Below are 16636 nucleotides of genomic sequence, written 5' to 3'. Positions count from 1 at the left end.
CGCCACCGGTGGAATGGACCACGTCAACCACTCCCGAGGAGGCGAACGTGATCCAGGTCCAGGGCCTGAGCAAGAGCTACGGACGGACCCGCGCCGTGGACGACCTCTCCTTCGAGGTCCGCCCCGGCTCGGTCACCGGCTTCCTCGGCCCGAACGGCGCCGGCAAGACCACCACCATGCGGATGGTCCTCGGCCTCGACCGCCCCACCGCCGGCCACGCCCTGGTGGACGGCCGCCCGTACACCGAACTGACCGACCCGCTCCGCACCTTGGGCGCCCTGCTGGACGCCGACGCCGTGCACGGCGGCCGCACCGCCCGGGGCCACCTGCTCTGCCTCTCCCGCAGCAACGGCCTGCCGGACCGGCGGGTGGACGAGGTGCTGGAGCAGGTCGGCCTGGCCGAGGCGGCCAAGCGCCGGGTCCGCGGCTTCTCGCTCGGCATGCGCCAGCGGCTCGGCGTCGCGGCGGCCCTGCTCGGCGACCCGCCGGTGCTGATGCTGGACGAACCGGTCAACGGCCTGGACCCCGAGGGCATCCGGTGGATCCGCACCCTGCTGCGCGGCCTGGCCGCCGAGGGCCGCTCGGTCCTGGTCTCCTCGCACCTGATGACGGAGATGGCCCTGACGGCGGATCACCTGGTGGTCATCGGCCGGGGCAGGCTGCTGGCCGACTCCACCCTGGACGCCTTCATCGCCGAGCACGGCCGCCCCCGGCTGCGGGTGCGGGCCGTCGACCCGGAGAAGCTGGACCGGCTGATGGCCGCCACCACCTTCTCCGCGACCGCCGGGGAGGACGGCTCCTGGGAGGTCGACGGGGTGAGCGGCGAGGAGTTCGCCCGGTACGCCGCCGCGCACGGCGTCGTGCTCTACGAGATCGCGAGTCGTCAGGACTCGCTGGAGGAGGCCTTCATGCGGATGACCGCGGACAGCGTCGAGTACCGGGCGGCGGCGGCATGACCACCACCCTCGTGCTGCGCTCCGAGTGGACCAAGCTCACCACCCTGGTCTCCCAGTGGTCCGCCCCGCTCCTCTCCGTCGTCCTCAGCGTCGGGATCACCTTCCTGGTGAACGTCAACTACTCCGACGACGGCTCGCTCACCGAGGACAAGGGCGTCGGCATCTTCTACGGCTTCAACTTCGGCCAGGTGCCGCTGGCCTGTCTCGGCATCCTGCTGATCGGCCAGGAGTTCAACTCCGGCACCATCCGCGCCTCGCTCACCGCCGTCCCGCACCGCGGCCGCCTCTACGCGGCCAAGGCCCTGCTCGGCGCCGGCCTCGGCCTGCTGGTCGGCCTGCTCACCACCGGCGGCTCCATGCTCGCCGTCGCCGGCACCACCGGCCTCGACCTCTCCGCACCCGGCATGCTCCGCACCGCCGTGGCCGGGGTGCTCTACTGCCCGATGCTGGTGCTGATCTGCTTCGGCATCACCGCCTGCTTCCGCAACCTCAGCGCCGCCCTCGGCCTGCTCACCCCGCTGGTCTTCTTCGGCACCACCGCCCTGGCCGCCATCCCGGGTGTCCGCGTCGTCGCCCAGTACCTCCCGGACCGGGCCGGCCAGTACGCCTGGAAGCAGCAGCCCGACCCGCACATCGCCTTCGGCCACTGGACCGGCCTGCTCCTGATGGCCGCCTGGACGGTCCTGCTCCTCTGGCTCGGCCACCGCTCCCTGACCCGCAAGGACGTCTAACCGAGCCACGGCCAGGACGGCGACGCCGAGACGGAGGGCTCGACGGAGGGCCAATCCGGATGGGAGTGGCGGCCGACCAGGCCGAAGCCGAGCGCGGCGAACCACAGGCCCATGCACACGAACGCCAAGGGAAAGACGACGAACAGCACGGTACGGCCCGCCCCGCCGTACGGGTTCGCGTCCGTGACGGCCGCCTGCTGCGGATTCTCCGGGAGGTACCGGACCCGGACCCGGTCACCGAGCACGCGCGGAACGCCGGAGAGGTCCTCGAACCGGACGTCGCGGCCCTCCAGGGTGCGGAAGCCCAGGATCACGTGCCGGACGCCCCGGCCCCCTCTGTTCCCACCGGGCTGGCTCACGTAGGTGTCCAGGCACTGGGCCTCCACCTCGGTGCCGCGGGCCAGTGCCCTGCGTGTTCCCCGCACCCGGTTGAGGTGCACGAGGCAGAAGGTCACCCCCGCTCCGGCGAACAGCAGACCCAGCACCCCGAAGATCACAGTGCCGTCCTCGAACATCCATGCCCCCGTCGGTCGTCCACAAGACTCGTCAGCGGAAGCAAGGATGTCCCGCAGGTCACTGCGGTTCCACCGAAATTCGAACGGCGCGTCCTACGGGCGGAACGCCGGATGGTCCGCGACCACGGTGCAGGAGCCGGGGGCGATCTCGGTGAAGCCGGCGTCGCGGACCACCGGGAGGTGACCGTCCGTCAGGGCGGGCCAGTCCTCCTTGGAAGCGGTCCGCACGGCCAGCGGGAAACCGGCCTCCGCCCACTCCTTGCGCTGCGCGTCGTCCAGCCGCCACCAGGCGAGCTGGGCGGCGTGGCCGGTCTGGGCCATGGTCTTGCCGGCGCTCATCTCCAGCTCCGGGTTGAGCCAGAGCACCGGCACCCCGTCGGGGGCCGGGCCGGGCTCCTCGGGGTCGTCCAGGTCGGTGCCGGAGACCTGGAGCTTGGCCAGCTCCTTGGGCCAGCCGTCCAGCGGGATCGGCGGGTAGACCCGCACCTCGGCCTGACGCCCCGTCACGGTGATCCCCGGCAGCTCGTTCGCCTTGCGCCACTCGCCGCCGCGGGCCCGCCGCACCACCTTCCGGATCCGCGCGTCCTCCCAGGCGGCCACCAGCTCCGCCCACTCCCCCTCGGGCCCGGTCACCCGCTCGTCGGCCAGCAGGGTCAGCACCGCCCGCGCCGAGGTCTCCAGCGCGTCCGTCCGGGCCGGCGGCTCGGCCTTCTCCAGCCGGACCACCAGCGGCAGCACGTACTGCGGGTTGGCGTCCCGGGGGTCCTCGACGGCGGGGGTGCTGGGCGCGGTGAAAGGAGAGCTGGTCACCCGTCGAGCTTAGTCCGACCCGGATGGCACCATGCTCCCGTGCTACGGATACCCGACTACGAGGACGAGCCCCTGACCCCGGGCGAGGACCTGCTCCTGCTGCCCGGCTTCTGGGCGGCCACCCTGCTCTGGCTCGCCGCGGGCGAGGAGCTCGATCCGGACCCGGCCCTGTTCGGCGTCGACGGGGCGGACGCCGACGCCGCGTTCGAACGGCTCACCGACCCGACCGCCTGGCCGGTGATCCGGCTGCCGTTCGCCGACGGCCACCGGGTCGTGATCGTCCACCGCAACTTCGCCGAGGACGAGGGGATCGACTACCACCTCGACCACCCCGACTGGGACCGCCCGCTCCGGGTGGCGAGCGCCGAGGGCCACTACACCGGCCCCGGCCTCGCCTGGCGCGAGCTGATCCACGTCGCCCGCCACCCCGGCGAGGGCCCGGGCGTCACCGACCCGCACGCCCGGCTGCTCCTGCTGCTGCCCGCCCTCGGCGACGCCGACCTCCCGCCGGACGCCGCCGCGACCGTCGCCGAGGCCCTCACCGCCGTCGGCGCACCGACCGGGACCGTCCACGAGCTGGCCGGGGCACTGCTCGACCACCCGTTCTGGGACGGCCCGAGCTGGGCGTTCGAGGACGCGGTCTCCCCGCTCAGCGGCGCCACCACCGCTCCGAGCCGGCTGCCGCGCTGCTCGGAGGAGCACAGCCCCCGGCACACCCGGCTCCCGCTGACTCCCGCCCAGGACGCCCGCCTCGCCGAGGCCATCGGCACGGGCTCCTGACGGAGGGTCAGCGGCGGTAGCCCCGGGTGGGGTCGCGCTCCTCGGCGTCCTCGTAGGTGAGGAACCAGCCCTCGGGGTGGGTGGCGGCCAGCAGGACGTCGGTGCGCTCGGTGGCGTCCAGCTCCGGGTCGCCCTCGTCGGGGCCGTAGACGCCGAACAGCTCGTCGGCGCAGCCGTCCCAGTCGTAGTCGTAGAGGTCGACCGGGAGTTCGCCCATCATGTCGGCCACGGCCTGCGGCTGGGCGCCGAGCAGTTCGCGGGCGTCCACCAGGGCCAGCCGGAGCGCCAGCTCCTCGGCCAGGTTGCGGGGCAGCGGCCACTCGCCGAGGGCCAGGTCGTCGGCCAGGTCGTCGAAGGCCCGGGCGAACGCGCGGCGCCAGCTGTGGTGCATCTGCCAGGTGCGCTGCGGCAGGCGGCCGAGCACCGCCCAGTCCGCCTCCTCCTCGTCGGTGACCGGGTCGTCCTCGTGCTCGTCCAGGTCGTCGTACGCGGCGTCGGCCAGGGTGATGAGCTGAGTGTGGATCAGACAGGCGGTGCGCGGGGTCAGCGTCCAGTCCCCGGTGCCGCCGCCCTCCTCCTCGTCCAGGTCGAGCGGGAAGAGCTCGGCGAAGTCCGGGGCGAAGTCGTCGGTGACGGCGATCTCCAGGGTGCCGCCGATCGCCTCGACCCCGGGGATCGCGGCCACCAGCCGGTCGGGGTGGAGCAGCGCGCCCAGCGCCGCGTTGGGGTCCTCGGAGACCTCGCGCAGCAGTGCCTCGCGCTGCCCCTCCGGGTCGATCCCGGCGAAGTCCAGTTCCTCGACGGCGGCCCGTGCCGCACGGCGCAGCTGCTCCCAGTCGGTGATCCGGATGCCGAGCACCACCGTCGCCTCGATCTCCTGCGCGCCGGATTCAGCCGCCGCGCCCGGCCCCTGTGGATGATCGCTTCGCTCGCCCATGGCACCAGGTTTACAGCCTGTGCCCGAGCGAGTCCACCTGCTTGGCCGGTCCCCGGGTTGCAGGATGGCAACCATGAGCAACCTCGAAGAGTTCGGCGGCGGGCAGGGCCCGGGCGCCGACGTGCTGGTGGTCACGACCAACGACGTCCCGGGCTTCCGGGTGGACCGGGTGATCGGGGAGGTCTTCGGGCTGACCGTGCGCAGCCGTCACATCGGGACCCAGATCGGCGCCTCGCTGAAGTCCATGCTGGGAGGGGAGTTGAAGGGGCTGACCAAGACCCTGGTGGAGTCGCGGAACCAGGCGATGGAGCGGCTGGTCGAGCAGACCAGGGCGCGCGGCGGGAACGCGGTGCTGATGATGCGCTTCGACGTCACCGAGGCGGCCGACCTGGGCACGGAGATCTGCGCGTACGGGACGGCCGTGGTGATCTCGCCGGTGCAGTGAGCCGCGCGGCGGACGGCCGGGGCCGTGCGGCGGCGGACGGCCGGGCCGTCCGCCGCCGACGGTCCGTCAGTTCCGCCGGATCGCCCGCACCAGCCCGGCGACCAGCTCCGCCCGCTCGACCATGGAGCCGACCAGCAGGTACTCGTCGTCGGAGTGGGCACCGCCGCCGACCGCGCCCAGCCCGTCCAGGGTCGGGACGCCGAGCGCCGCGGTGAAGTTGCCGTCGCTGCCGCCGCCGACCGCCCGGCCCTCGACCCCGGGGAGCAGCTCCCGGGCCACCGCGAACAGCGCGGCGGAGGCGGCTTCGGGCATCGGGGGCCGGCCGATCCCGCCCGAGACGGCGATCGTCGCGCCCTCCACGTACGGGGTCAGCGCCGCGAAGGCGGCCTCCACCCGCTCCTTCTCGTCCCGCGTCTCGACCCGGACGTCGACCAGGACGGTCGCCGAGGCGGGGACGACGTTCTCGGCGGTGCCCGCGGTGGCGACGGTCGGGGTGACGGTGGTGCCGAGCCCGGGGCGGCCCAGGGCGGCGATGGCGAGCACCTGGTGGGCGGCCTCGATCAGGGCGTTGACCCCGGCCTCGGGCTCCAGCCCGGCGTGCGAGGCCCGGCCGGTGACGGTGACGTGGAAGCCGCCGGTGCCCTTGCGGGCGGTCTTCAGCCCGCCGCCGTCGGCCGCGCCCTCGAAGACCAGCACCGCACCGCAGGCCAGCGCCCGTTCCTCGATCAGCGCCCGCGAGCTGCGGGAGCCCACCTCCTCGTCGGCGGTCACCAGGATCTCGACCCCTGACAGGTCGTCAAGGGTGGCCAGGCCGTGCACCGCCTGGACCAGGCCACCGAGCATGTCGAAGACGCCGGGCCCGGTGGCCCGCCCGTCGGCGACCGTGAACGGGCGGCGCTCCAGGGTGCCGAGCGGGAAGACCGTGTCGTGGTGGCCGAGGACCAGCACCGCGGGCTCGCCGCCGCCGGACCAGTGGACGTGCGGCAGCCCGTCGAGCTCGACGATCGCGGCCCGCCCGCCCAGGCGGCCCTCGATCATCTCGGCCACCACGCCGGCCGAGGCCTTCAGCGCCGTCGGGTCGTCCGAGGGGGATTCGGTCCGTACCAGCCTCCCGAGGTCCTCGATCATCGCCTCGACACTCGCGGGAACGGCCTTGCGCATCGTCATGCCCCGAGACTATCCGCCGGGAACAGCTCCTCTCCCGGCGATGTTTCACGACCGTGACTGTTTACGGTGCAACAGCAAGCGGGACCACGGTGGACGTCGACGTCGTGGTGATCGGCGCGGGCCAGGCGGGCCTGTCCGCCGCCTACCACCTGCGCCGGCGCGGCTTCGCCCCGTACACCGGCTTCGTGGTACTGGACGCGGACGACGCCCCCGGCGGTGCCTGGGCCCACCGCTCCCCCTCGCTGCGGATGGCCACCGTGCACGGCTTCCACGACCTGCCCGACTTCGAGCTGCCCGAGCCCGACCCGCTGGCCCCGGCCCGCGAGGTGGTCCCCGGCTACTTCACCGCGTACGAGGCCCGGCACGCGCTGCCGGTGGTCCGGCCGGTCCGGGTCTCCTCCGTGGAGTCGCTGCCGGACGGGCGGCTGCTGGTGAGCAGCGACGCCGGGCAGTGGCGGGCCCGGGCGCTGGTGAACGCCACCGGCACCTGGACCAGGCCCTTCCTGCCCTTCTACCCGGGCCACTTCACGGGCCGTCAGTTGCACTACGCCGACTACCGGGGGCCGGAGGAGTTCGCGGGCAAGCGGGTGCTGGTGGTCGGCGGCGGCGCCTCGGCGATCCAGGTGCTCTCGGAGGTGGCCGCCGTCGGCGAGACGGTCTGGGTGACGCGGCGTGAACCGGTGTACCGGGACGGGCCGTTCACCCCCGAGTCCGGGCGGGCCGCCGTCGCCCTGGTCGAGCAGCGGGTCCGGGAGGGCCTGCCGGTGCGCAGCGTGGTCAGCGTCACCGGCCTCGGCCCCTCGGTCGCGTACCGCCGCGCCGAGGAGCTGGGCGCCCTGCACCGGCGCCCGATGTTCGACCGCCTCACCGAGCACGGCGTGGCCTGGGGCGACCACGAGGAGCCCTTCGACGCCATCGTCTGGGCCACCGGCTTCCGCCCCGAGGTCGCCCACCTCGCCCCGCTCCACCTGCGCACCCCCGGCGGCGGCATCCGCCTCACCGGCACCCGCGCCACCGACGACCCCCGCATCCACCTCGTCGGCTACGGCCCCTCCGCCTCCACCGTCGGCGCCAACCGCGCCGGCCGCGCCGCCGCCAACGAGATCGTCACCCTCCTCGGCGACCCGCACGAGCAGGAGCCCGTCCCGGCCTCCTGACCGGCCGTCGGCCCAGGCCCCGGTACCGGCACCGGCCTCAGCGGTCGAAGTCGACCGTGACCTTGTCGGAGACCGGGCGGGCCTGGCAGGTGAGGACGTAGCCGGCGGCGACCTCCTTCTCCTCCAAGGCGAAGTTGCGGCGCATGGTGGTCTCGCCCTCGGTGACCAGGGCGCGGCAGGTGCCGCAGACGCCGCCCTTGCAGGCGAACGGGAGGTCGGGGCGGGCGCGCTGGGCGCCGTCCAGGATGGAGCGGTCGCGCGGGAGCGAGAGGGTGCCGGAGCGGCCGTCCAGGACGACGGTGACCTCGGCGGTGTCGCCGTCCGGGGTCTCCTCCTCCGGGCGCTCGGCGAGCGGCTCGTCCTCGGCGTGGAACAGCTCCTGGTGGACCCGGTCGGCCGGGACGCCCAGCTCGTGCAGGAGCTCCTTGGCGCCGATCACCATGCCGTACGGGCCGCAGAGCCACCAGTGGTCCACCTCGGGGGCGTCCACCAGGGCCGTCAGCAGGGCCCGGACCCGCTCCGGGTCGAGCCGGCCGCTGAGCAGCTCGGCGTCGCGGCTCTCCCGGGAGAGCACGTGCACCAGCTGGAGGCGGCCGAGGTGACGGTCCTTCAGGTCGGCCAGCTCGTCGGCGAACATCACCGTGTCGCTGCGCCGGTTGCCGTAGACCAGCACCACCTGCGAGACGCCGTCGGCCAGCACCGAGGCGGCGATGGAGAGCATCGGGGTGATGCCGGAGCCCGCCGCCAGCAGCACGTGGGTGCCGGGCGCCGAGAGGTCGGGGGTGAAGAGCCCGACCGGCGGCAGCACCTCCACCTCGGTCCCCACGCCCGCCTCGCGGACCAGCCAGCGGGAGAACAGCCCGCCCGGCACCTCGCGGACCGCGATCCGCAGCGCTCCCCCGGCCGGGGCGCAGATCGAGTACGAGCGCCGCTCGTCCACCCCGTCCACGATCCGGCGGATCGTCAGGGTCTGGCCGGGGCTGAAGGCGTACTCCTCGGCGAGCTCCGGCGGCACCTCGAAGGTGACCGCGACGGCGTCCTCGCAGAGCTGCTCCAGCTCGGCGATCCGCAGCGAGTGGAAGGCCAGGCGGCGCGGGGCGGTGGTGGTCACGGGTCAGATCTCCTTGATCCGTTCGAAGGGCTCCCGGCAGTCGCGGCAGCGCCAGAGCGCCTTGCAGGAGGTGGAGCCGAAGCGGGACAGCTCCTCCGTGTCCCGGCTGCCGCACTGCGGGCACTCCACCGCGAGCCTGGTCCGGCCCAGGGTGAGCAGCCCGGGGGACGTGGCGGCGACGGCGTGCGGCGGGGCGATCCCGGCGGCGGCCAGCTTGGCCCGGCCGGCCTCGGTGATCAGGTCGGTGGACCACGGCGGGTCCAGCCGCAGCCGGACGTCGACCTCGCGGTACCCGGCGGCCCGCAGCCGCCCGGCCACGTCGGCGGCCATCTCGGCCACCGCCGGGCAGCCGGAGTAGGTCGGGGTGAGCCAGGCCGTGACGGCGTCGCCGTGCTGCTCGACCCCGGCCAGCACGCCCAGGTCGGCCAGGGTGAGCATCGGCAGCTCCGGGTCGGGCACCTCGGCGGCGACCTCGGCGGCGGGACGCAGCACGGCGGTCACCACGTCGCCCCCGGGTGTGCCCGGGCCACCACCTGGAGTTCGGCCAGCAGCAGCCCGAGCGCCTCGGTGTGCACGCCGTCCCGCCCGGCCCGGCCGCCGACCCGCGCCATCGGCGCGGCCTCCGGCAGCTCCAGCCCGGCCCCGGCCAGCACCTCGGCGAGCGTGGCCAGCACCGGCTCGCGCAGCTCGGAGACGTCCACCCCGAGCTCCAGCTCCACCCGGTGGGGCGTGAACAGCTCGTCCAGCAGCGGCCAGACCGCCGCCAGCCCGGCCCGCATCCGCTCGGCGGAGTACTCGGTGCCGTCGCCGAGCCGCAGCGTCCAGGCGGCGGCGTACTCGCGGTGGTACGCCAGCTCCTTGACGCCCCGGGCGGCGACCGCGGCCAGCACCGGGTCGGCGTGGCCGGCCAGCCGCTCGAAGAGCGCCAGCCGGGCGGTGGAGAACAGCAGCAGCCGGGCCACCGTGTGCGCGAAGTCGCCGTTCGGGACCTCGACCAGGCGGACGTTGCGGAACTCGTGGTCCTCGCGCCAGTACGCCAGGTCGTCCTCGGTCCGCTCGGTGCCGTCCACCTGGCCGGAGCGGGTGAGCAGTTGGCGGGCCTGGCCGAGCAGGTCGAGGCCGAGGTTGGCCAGCGCCACCTCCTCCTCCAGCTCGGGCGCCCGGGTGCACCACTCGATCAGCCGCTGGGCCAGGACCAGCGCGTCGTCGCCGAGCATCAGGCAGAACTCGGCCAGCGCGGCCGGGTCCACCCCCTCCGGGACGGCGCGGTCCACCCCGAGCAGCGGGTCGGAGAAGCCGGTGCCGTACGCCCAGCGGGCCTCGCCCTCCGGGCCGGCCTCGGCCTCGGCGAGGCTCAGGTACACGTGGTCGTCGCTCATGCTGTTCCCCCGTCAGATGTGCGGGACATCCTCGGGGATGTCGTAGAAGGTCGGGTGGCGGTAGACCTTGTCGCCGCTGGGGGCGAAGAACGGGTCCTGCTCGTCCGGGGTGGAGGCGGTGATCGCGCCCGACGGCACCACCCAGAGGCTGACGCCTTCGTTGCGCCGGGTGTAGAGGTCGCGGGCGGCGAGCAGCGCCATCCGGTCGTCGGCGGCGTGCAGCGAGCCGACGTGCACGTGGTTCAGACCCCGCCGGGGGCGGACGAACACCTCGTACAGCGGCCAGTCGGCCTTGCTCATGCCTCGTTCTCCTTCTGCCTCTGCTTGGCCGCGTGGGCCAGGGCGGCCTCGCGGACCCAGGCGCCGTCCTCGTGGGCGGCCCGGCGGCGCTCGACCCGCTGCGCGTTGCACGGGCCCTGACCCTTGATCACCTGCTTGAGCTCGGACCAGTCCGGCTCGCCGAAGTCCCAGCCGCCGCGCTCCTCGTTCCAGGCCAGCGCCGGGTCGGGGAGGGTGACGCCGAGGTGCTGCGCCTGGGGCACCGTCATGTCGACGAAGCGCTGGCGCAGTTCGTCGTTGGTGTGGCGCTTGATCCGCCACTCCATGGACTGCGCGGTGTTCGGCGAGTCGCCGTCCGGCGGGCCGAACATCATCAGCGACGGCCACCACCAGCGGTCCACCGCGTCCTGCACCATCGCCCGCTGGCCCTCGGTGCCGCCCATCAGCGTCATCAGCAGCTCGTAGCCCTGCCGCTGGTGGAAGGACTCCTCCTTGCAGATCCGCACCATCGCCCGGGCGTACGGCCCGTAACTGCACCGGCAGAGCGGCACCTGGTTGCAGATCGCCGCGCCGTCCACCAGCCAGCCGATCACGCCGACGTCGGCGAAGGTCAGCGTCGGGTAGTTGAAGATCGAGCTGTACTTCTGCCGCCCGCTGATCAGCTTCTCGGTCAGCTCGGCCCGGTCGACCCCGAGGGTCTCGGCCGCCGCGTACAGGTACAGCCCGTGCCCCGCCTCGTCCTGGGCCTTCGCCAGCAGGATCGCCTTCCGGCGCAGCGAGGGGGCCCTGGTCAGCCAGTTCCCCTCGGGCTGCATGCCGATGATCTCGGAGTGCGCGTGCTGCGCGATCTGCCGCACCAGCGTCGCCCGGTACGCCTCCGGCATCCAGTCCCTCGGCTCGACCCGCTGGTCCGCAGCCACCACGGCCTCGAACCGCCCCGCCAAGGCCTCACCCGCATCGGCCACCGTCACCGCAACCCACCTCCCGACTGACCGTTCGGTCGGTACCAGTGTGCAGCCCACCCACCTCCCCTGACAAGGGCGGCCCGCCGCACGGCCGCGCCGGCCTGTCGGTGGGTCCCGCTACGGTGCTGCGCATCGGCCGGACGGAGCGCCCTCGGGGCTCGCGGCTACGGGGGGTGGAGGCAGTCCCGGCTCCGGCTCGGACTCCGTCGACATCGCGACCCACCCCCCGCACTCTCCTTTCCGACGGTCCGTCAGTCCTCGGCGTTAGCCTGGGCGGATGGAGCAGCTGGACGGGGTCGAGGTCGTCGTGTTCGCGGACGGGGCGGCGTTCGAGGGGTGGCTGGTGGAGCACCACGGGCGGGCGGCCGGGGTGTGGGTGAAGGTGGCGAAGAAGGGGGCCGGGGTTCCGTCCGTGACGGAGCAGGAGCTGGTGGACGTCGGGCTGTGCTGGGGGTGGGTGTCGGGGCAGCGGCGGTCGCTGGACGGGCAGTGGTACCTCCAGCGGTACGTGCCGCGGCGGCCGCGCAGCCTCTGGTCGCAGGTGAACGTGGAGAAGGTCGCCGAGCTGACCGCCGCCGGGCGGATGCGCGGGCCGGGGCTGGCCGAAGTGGAGCGGGCACGGCAGGACGGCCGCTGGGCGGGCGCGTACCCGCCGGCGAGCACTGCCGCGGTGCCGCCGGAGCTGGCGGCGGCGCTGGCGGAGGACCCGGCGGCGGCGGCCGCGTTCGAGGCGCTGGACCGGACGGCGCGGTACCAGCTGATGCTGCCGCTGCTCCAGGCGCTCACCCCGAAGAGCCGGGCCTCCCGGTTGGAGCGGGCGCTGCGGCAGCTGGGCGGGGGCTGACGGGCCGTCGGGAAAAACGGTCGCAGGCGGAGCGCCGGGCGTGTAAGGGTGCGCGGCATGACGGTCACTCAGCGCATGGCGCCCCTCCTCGCCCAGTTCGACTTCGCCCACAAGCGGCTGACCGACCGGATGGCCGGGCCGACGGTGAACAGCGGGAACGGGCTGGACGTCGCGGTGGTGACGATGACCGACGAGGAGTACCTCTGGGAGCCGGTGCCGCGCTGCTGGTCGGTGCGGCGGCGGTCGGAGGGGCCGGGTGAGGCGGCCGGGTTCCTGGTCGGCGGGGGCGCGTGGGGGCGGGACTCGGCGCCGTGGCCGCACCCGGAGCCGACGCCGTTCACCACGCTGGCCTGGCGGCTGTGCCACCTCACCGAGATGCTGTGGCTGCGCTCCGACCACACCGACGGCACCCGCGCACTGGACCGTGACGACCTGCCGGTGCCGGGCACGGCGGCGGAGGCGGTGGCCGACTTCGAGGCGGCCGCGACGGCCTGGCGGAACACCCTGCTGGCGGCGGACGACGCCGCGCTGGACACCGTCGGGTACTGCACCTACCCGTACGGCGGGGACGCCGAGGAGCCGTTCGTCGAGATCGTCTGGTGGGTGAACCAGGAGCTGCTGCACCACGGCGCCGAGGTCGCCCTGCTGCGCGACCTGTACCGGTACTCCACGCGCTGACACGCTGATGCGCCCTGCGGGCCCGCCTTCTCGGCGAGGAGAGCGGGAGGGACGAGGGGGCGAGCACGCTGACGCACCCCTCGGGGCCCGCCTGGTGGGAAAGACGGGCCCTGAGGGACGGTCAGCCGCGCAGCCTGGGCAGCGGGACCGCGAGCAGGGCGGCGAGCAGGGCGATCCGGGGGGCCAGCAGGTCGGTGCGGATGTGTTCGTGGCGGGCGTGCGGGCCGGCGCCGACCGCGCCGAGGCCGTCCAGGGTGGGCAGGCCGCGGGCGCCGGCGGCGTTGGTGTCGCCCGCGCCGCCGGCCGGGGCGCCGTCGAGCTGCTGGCCGAGGGCGGCGGCCAGCGAACGGACGTGCCGCAGCAGCGGGTCGCCGGTGCGGACCGGCCAGGTCGGGCGGCTGGAGACCACCTCGGCCCGGACCTTGGCGCCGGGCCGCAGCGGGGTGAGCCGGGCCAGGGTGTCCAGGGTGCGGCTCTGCGCCTCGGGGGTGGAGAAGCGCAGGCCGAGTTCGGCCTCGGCCCGGCCGGCCACCACGTTGGCCCGGGTGCCGCCGAGGATCCGGCCGGCGTTGAGCTCGGCGTCGGGGTGGCAGATCAGGCCCCGGACGGCGACCAGCTGGTCGACCAGCTCGTCCACCGCGGAGACCCCGAGCGCGGCGTCGTTGCCCGCGTGCGACTCCTTGCCGGTGACGGTCAGCCGGACCCGGCTGCTGCCGCGGCGGGCGGTCTTCAGCCGGCCGTCGGGGTGCGGCGGCTCCAGGCCCAGCACGGCGGCGGCGCCGCTGAGCTGACGCTCCACCAGGCGGCGCCCGTCCGGGCTGCCGAGCTCCTCGTCGGAGACCACCACCAGCCGGACCGGCCGGTGCGGGCGCTGCCCGAGGTCGGCCAGCAGCGCCAACGCGCCCTCGACCAGGGCGAGTCCGCCCTTCATGTCCAGCACACCGGGGCCGGTCAGCGCCCCGTCCCGCTCCTCCACCGGCCAGTCGGCGAGGGTCCCGACCGGCCAGACGGTGTCGTGGTGGCCGACGATCAGCACCGGGGCGAGGTCCTCGCGCCGGCCTGCCCAGTCCAGCACCAGGTGGTCGCCGGCCTCGTTGGGCACCCGCCGCACGGTGGCGCCGGTGGCGGCGTACCCGGCGGCCAACTCCTCGGCCAGCTGGTTGAGTCGGACGGTGTCCCTGGTCGGCGACTCCATCCGGGCCAGCTCGGCGATCCGGCGGCGGACCGGTCCGGCCAGGCTGTCGGCCCGGGAGCGGAGGGCGGCCGGCAGGCCGGGCAGCGCGCCGGTGTCGGCGGCCTCGGCGGGGCGGCTCCCGGCGGGATCGGTCTCGGCGGGGCGACCCTCGGCCGGACGGTTCCTGACGGTGCGGGTCTCAGTGGTACGGGGCTCAGCGGGGCGGGTCTCGACGGGGCGGCCCTCGGCCGCACGCTCGTCGGCCGGGCGGTCGAGTTCCAGGGAGGGCAGCGGGCCGGGGGCGGACTGGGTGGTCATCGCTCGCCTCCCCGACCGCTGCCGGTACTCGACGCCTGACCCGCCGTCGGGTGGAGTCGGCGTCGTGGGGTGGTGGCCCCGGCGCGCCGGGCGCCTTCGGGGCAGGGCAGGTGGAGCGGCCTCGGGCTGGGCAACACTGCGTCCTCCTCGCTCGGTCCGGTGACCCCGGCTCGGCCCGGGGCCCGTGGGACGGCGGCTCCCGCGTGCCGGTGCGGACGGGCACCGGCACGGGGGAAGCCGCGAGGCGAGCCTAGAAGATTCGTTCGTTCCCCTGCGAGTGGCCCGGCGCTCCCCGCACCGGCGGCAGGCCGGGGCCAGCCGCCTTCCGGGGCGCTCCCGGCCCGGATCGGCCGGGGCCGCGCTCCCCTCCACCATGGACCCGCAATGCGCTACCCGCGCCGCGAACCGCGCCGTCCAGGGCCCGATCCACACCTGATGGGTGACGGAGGGTCAGCCTTTGGCACCAGTGCCGTCGTCCGGGGCCGCCGCGCGCATAGGGTGGGATTCGTCCCGATTTGACCACCCGTCATCCGAGTCCGACCAAGGGGCCGACAATGTCAGAAGCAGTCCGGGTACATGACGTGGAGATGAACGGCCGGTTCGAGGCCACCGTGGCCGGGGAGCTGGCCGGATTCGCCGAGTACATCCGCAACGACCGGCTCGTGGTCTACCCGCACACCGTGGTGGACCCGGGCTTCGAGGGCCAGGGCATCGGCGGGCTGCTGGCCAGGGCCGCGCTGGACGACGCGCGCCGGCGCGGGCTGCCGGTGCTGGCCACCTGCCCCTTCATCAAGGCGTGGATGCTCAGGCACCCCGAGTACGCCGACCTCGCCTACGAGAACCAGAGCCGGGTGAGCGACTGATGGCCCCCGCGAAGGAGTACCGGGCCGAGGGGGTCTCCGTCAGTTTCGACCCGGGACTCTGTCGCCACGCCGCCGAGTGCGTGGGCGGACTCCCCGAGGTCTTCGACACCGGCCGCCGCCCCTGGATCACCCCGGGCGCGGCGGCGCCGGAGGTGGTCGCCGCGGTGGTGCGGCGCTGCCCGACCGGCGCGCTCACCTATCTGCTCACCCCGGGCGGCGCCGAGGCCCCGGACCGCCCGACCACCGTGACCCGGACCGGGGACGGCCGCCTGCTGCTCCGCGGCGAGCTGCGGATCGGGGAGCGGGCGGCCACCCGGGCCATGCTCTGCGGCTGCGGCCGCACCGCCGGGGCCCCGTACTGCGACCGCTCCGGGGAGTGCGGGGAGAGCGAGAAGAAGGAGACGACTGACAGATATTGAAATCTGTCATCCCTCATGCCATAGTTGACATCAGTTGCCCCCGCCTTCCCTTGGAGCACCTGATGACCACCACCTCCCGCACCCGCCTCGGCGCCACCGGCCCGGAGACCTCCGCCCTCGGCCTCGGCCTGATGGGCATGTCCGACCTCTACGGGCCGGCCGACGAGGCCGAGTCGATCGCCACCGTCCACGCCGCCCTGGACGCGGGCGTCACCCTGATGGACACCGGCGACTTCTACGGCATGGGCCACAACGAGCTGCTGCTGCACGACGCCCTGCGCGGCCGCGACCGCGACTCCGTCCAGATCAGCGTCAAGTTCGGCGCCCAGCGCGGCCCGGACGGCAGCTGGCTCGGCTACGCCGCCGACCCGGCCGCCACCAAGACCGCGCTCGCCTACACCCTGCGCCGCCTGCGCACCGACCACATCGACGTCTACCGCCCGGCCCGGCTCGACCCGGACGTGCCGGTCGAGGAGACCGTCGGCGCCATCGCCGAGCTGGTGAAGGCCGGTTACGTCCGGCACATCGGCCTCTCCGAGGTCGGCGCCGACACCCTGCGCCGGGCCGCCGCCGTCCACCCGATCAGCGACCTGCAGATCGAGTACTCCCTGCTCTCCCGCGGCATCGAGGCGGAGATCCTGCCCACCGCCCGCGAGCTGGGCATCGGCGTGACCGCCTACGGCGTGCTCTCCCGCGGCCTGCTCAGCGGCCACTGGACCGGGCAGCGGGAGATGGCGGCCACCGACTTCCGCGGCTTCAGCCCGCGCTTCCAGGGCGAGAACCTCACCCACAACCTCCGCCTGGTCGAGCAGCTGCGCGCCATCGCCGAGGCCAAGGGCGCCACCGTGGCACAGGTCGCCATCGCCTGGGTCGCCTCCCGGGGCGCGGACGTCGTGCCGCTGGTCGGCGCCCGCCGCCGGGACCGCCTGGCCGAGGCGCTCGGCGCCCGGCAGCTGGAGCTGACCGCGCAGGACCTGGCCGCGATCGAGGCGGCCGTCCCGGCCGGTTCCGCCGCCGGGGACAGGTACGCTGCGGCACAGATGGCCCACCTCGACAGCGAGCACTGACCGCCGCGCGGGCTGAGCCGCCGTCACCCCCGAGCAGAGGA

At 74.6% G+C, this 16636-nt stretch carries 20 protein-coding genes; 10 read left to right on the top strand and 10 right to left on the bottom strand.

The features are described from left to right. The first annotated feature begins 47 nt into the window (after window positions 1-47). Together ACIA8O_RS14080 and ACIA8O_RS14075 are read left to right on the top strand one after the other, a co-directional pair. Window positions 48-956 carry an ABC transporter ATP-binding protein gene (locus ACIA8O_RS14080; protein WP_396293960.1) on the top strand — a complete coding sequence of 303 codons (909 nt, stop codon included), beginning with the start codon at window positions 48-50 and terminating at the stop codon, window positions 954-956. After that, complete coding sequence (locus ACIA8O_RS14075; RefSeq protein WP_396293959.1) at window positions 953-1687, top strand: ABC transporter permease subunit; 735 nt, start codon at window positions 953-955, stop codon at window positions 1685-1687. The genes ACIA8O_RS14080 and ACIA8O_RS14075 overlap by 4 nt, the downstream gene beginning before the upstream one ends. Here ACIA8O_RS14075 and ACIA8O_RS14070 read toward each other — a convergent pair. Together ACIA8O_RS14070 and ACIA8O_RS14065 are read right to left on the bottom strand one after the other, a co-directional pair. Continuing rightward, entirely contained in the window at window positions 1684-2202 is a 519-nt protein-coding gene (locus ACIA8O_RS14070) for a DUF3592 domain-containing protein (protein ID WP_396293958.1), read from the bottom strand. The genes ACIA8O_RS14075 and ACIA8O_RS14070 overlap by 4 nt on opposite strands. Window positions 2203-2295: 93 nt before the next feature. After that, window positions 2296-3012, bottom strand: coding sequence for an aminoacyl-tRNA hydrolase (locus tag ACIA8O_RS14065; RefSeq protein WP_396293957.1), 717 nt, complete (start codon window positions 3010-3012; stop codon window positions 2296-2298). A 39-nt stretch (window positions 3013-3051) separates the two neighbouring features. Here ACIA8O_RS14065 and ACIA8O_RS14060 point away from each other — a divergent pair, with 39 nt between their 5' ends. Continuing rightward, complete coding sequence (locus tag ACIA8O_RS14060) at window positions 3052-3792, top strand: hypothetical protein (RefSeq protein ID WP_396293956.1); 741 nt, start codon at window positions 3052-3054, stop codon at window positions 3790-3792. Window positions 3793-3799: 7 nt separating this feature from the next. On the opposite strand, the gene ACIA8O_RS14055 is transcribed toward ACIA8O_RS14060, so the two are convergent. Continuing rightward, the gene (locus ACIA8O_RS14055) at window positions 3800-4729 is read right to left on the bottom strand and encodes a hypothetical protein (RefSeq protein ID WP_396293955.1); all 930 of its coding nucleotides are present in this window, start codon (window positions 4727-4729) and stop codon (window positions 3800-3802) included. A gap of 73 nt (window positions 4730-4802) precedes the next feature. Here ACIA8O_RS14055 and ACIA8O_RS14050 point away from each other — a divergent pair, with 73 nt between their 5' ends. Beyond that, on the top strand, window positions 4803-5174 hold the full coding sequence (locus tag ACIA8O_RS14050; protein WP_396293954.1) for a YbjQ family protein: 372 nt from the start codon (window positions 4803-4805) through the stop codon (window positions 5172-5174). Between the two features lie 66 nt (window positions 5175-5240). On the opposite strand, the gene ACIA8O_RS14045 is transcribed toward ACIA8O_RS14050, so the two are convergent. Continuing rightward, a complete protein-coding gene (locus tag ACIA8O_RS14045; protein ID WP_396293953.1) occupies window positions 5241-6341 on the bottom strand; it encodes a M20 family metallopeptidase in 1101 nt (366 codons plus the stop codon). 89 nt (window positions 6342-6430) lie between these two features. On the opposite strand from ACIA8O_RS14045, the gene ACIA8O_RS14040 reads away from it, so the two are divergent. Further along, complete coding sequence (locus tag ACIA8O_RS14040; protein WP_396293952.1) at window positions 6431-7498, top strand: FAD-dependent oxidoreductase; 1068 nt, start codon at window positions 6431-6433, stop codon at window positions 7496-7498. A gap of 37 nt (window positions 7499-7535) precedes the next feature. On the opposite strand, the gene paaE is transcribed toward ACIA8O_RS14040, so the two are convergent. The 5 genes from paaE to paaA are packed head-to-tail and all read right to left on the bottom strand — an operon-like array spanning window position 7536 to window position 11238. Next, window positions 7536-8609 (bottom strand): 1,2-phenylacetyl-CoA epoxidase subunit PaaE, encoded by a 1074-nt coding sequence (gene paaE / locus ACIA8O_RS14035; protein WP_396293951.1) that lies wholly within the window; start codon window positions 8607-8609, stop codon window positions 7536-7538. A 3-nt stretch (window positions 8610-8612) separates the two neighbouring features. Then, the gene (paaD, locus tag ACIA8O_RS14030; RefSeq protein ID WP_396293950.1) at window positions 8613-9101 is read right to left on the bottom strand and encodes a 1,2-phenylacetyl-CoA epoxidase subunit PaaD; all 489 of its coding nucleotides are present in this window, start codon (window positions 9099-9101) and stop codon (window positions 8613-8615) included. 5 nt (window positions 9102-9106) lie between these two features. Then, the gene (gene paaC, locus ACIA8O_RS14025) at window positions 9107-9988 is read right to left on the bottom strand and encodes a 1,2-phenylacetyl-CoA epoxidase subunit PaaC (RefSeq protein WP_396293949.1); all 882 of its coding nucleotides are present in this window, start codon (window positions 9986-9988) and stop codon (window positions 9107-9109) included. A 12-nt stretch (window positions 9989-10000) separates the two neighbouring features. After that, window positions 10001-10288, bottom strand: coding sequence for a 1,2-phenylacetyl-CoA epoxidase subunit PaaB (gene paaB, locus ACIA8O_RS14020; RefSeq protein WP_396293947.1), 288 nt, complete (start codon window positions 10286-10288; stop codon window positions 10001-10003). After that, entirely contained in the window at window positions 10285-11238 is a 954-nt protein-coding gene (gene paaA / locus ACIA8O_RS14015) for a 1,2-phenylacetyl-CoA epoxidase subunit PaaA (RefSeq protein ID WP_396293945.1), read from the bottom strand. Before paaA ends, paaB begins: the two co-directional genes overlap by 4 nt. Before the next feature lie 271 nt (window positions 11239-11509). Between paaA and ACIA8O_RS14010 the strand changes: the two genes are divergently transcribed. Both ACIA8O_RS14010 and ACIA8O_RS14005 read left to right on the top strand, forming a co-directional pair. After that, a complete protein-coding gene (locus ACIA8O_RS14010) occupies window positions 11510-12076 on the top strand; it encodes a YdeI family protein (protein ID WP_396293944.1) in 567 nt (188 codons plus the stop codon). A gap of 57 nt (window positions 12077-12133) precedes the next feature. Next, the gene (locus ACIA8O_RS14005) at window positions 12134-12754 is read left to right on the top strand and encodes a DinB family protein (protein ID WP_396293943.1); all 621 of its coding nucleotides are present in this window, start codon (window positions 12134-12136) and stop codon (window positions 12752-12754) included. Window positions 12755-12875: 121 nt separating this feature from the next. Here the strand turns inward: ACIA8O_RS14005 and ACIA8O_RS14000 are convergent, their stop codons facing one another. After that, the gene (locus ACIA8O_RS14000; protein WP_396293942.1) at window positions 12876-14246 is read right to left on the bottom strand and encodes a M20/M25/M40 family metallo-hydrolase; all 1371 of its coding nucleotides are present in this window, start codon (window positions 14244-14246) and stop codon (window positions 12876-12878) included. Window positions 14247-14833: 587 nt separating this feature from the next. Here ACIA8O_RS14000 and ACIA8O_RS13995 point away from each other — a divergent pair. The 3 genes from ACIA8O_RS13995 to ACIA8O_RS13985 all read left to right on the top strand — a co-directional run bounded on the left by ACIA8O_RS13995 (window position 14834) and on the right by ACIA8O_RS13985 (window position 16595). Beyond that, entirely contained in the window at window positions 14834-15109 is a 276-nt protein-coding gene (locus tag ACIA8O_RS13995; RefSeq protein ID WP_396293941.1) for a GNAT family N-acetyltransferase, read from the top strand. After that, window positions 15109-15528 (top strand): (4Fe-4S)-binding protein, encoded by a 420-nt coding sequence (locus ACIA8O_RS13990; RefSeq protein WP_396293940.1) that lies wholly within the window; start codon window positions 15109-15111, stop codon window positions 15526-15528. Before ACIA8O_RS13995 ends, ACIA8O_RS13990 begins: the two co-directional genes overlap by 1 nt. Before the next feature lie 62 nt (window positions 15529-15590). Continuing rightward, window positions 15591-16595: an aldo/keto reductase gene (locus tag ACIA8O_RS13985; protein ID WP_396293939.1), complete on the top strand. Its 1005-nt coding sequence runs from the start codon at window positions 15591-15593 to the stop codon at window positions 16593-16595. Window positions 16596-16636 lie beyond the last annotated feature (41 nt).

The sequence above is a fragment of the Kitasatospora sp. NPDC051853 genome (genome assembly GCF_044452665.1).
Taxonomy (GTDB): domain Bacteria; phylum Actinomycetota; class Actinomycetes; order Streptomycetales; family Streptomycetaceae; genus Kitasatospora.
Note: the sequence above shows the minus strand (reverse complement) of the source record. Positions and strands in the feature narration are given on the sequence as shown.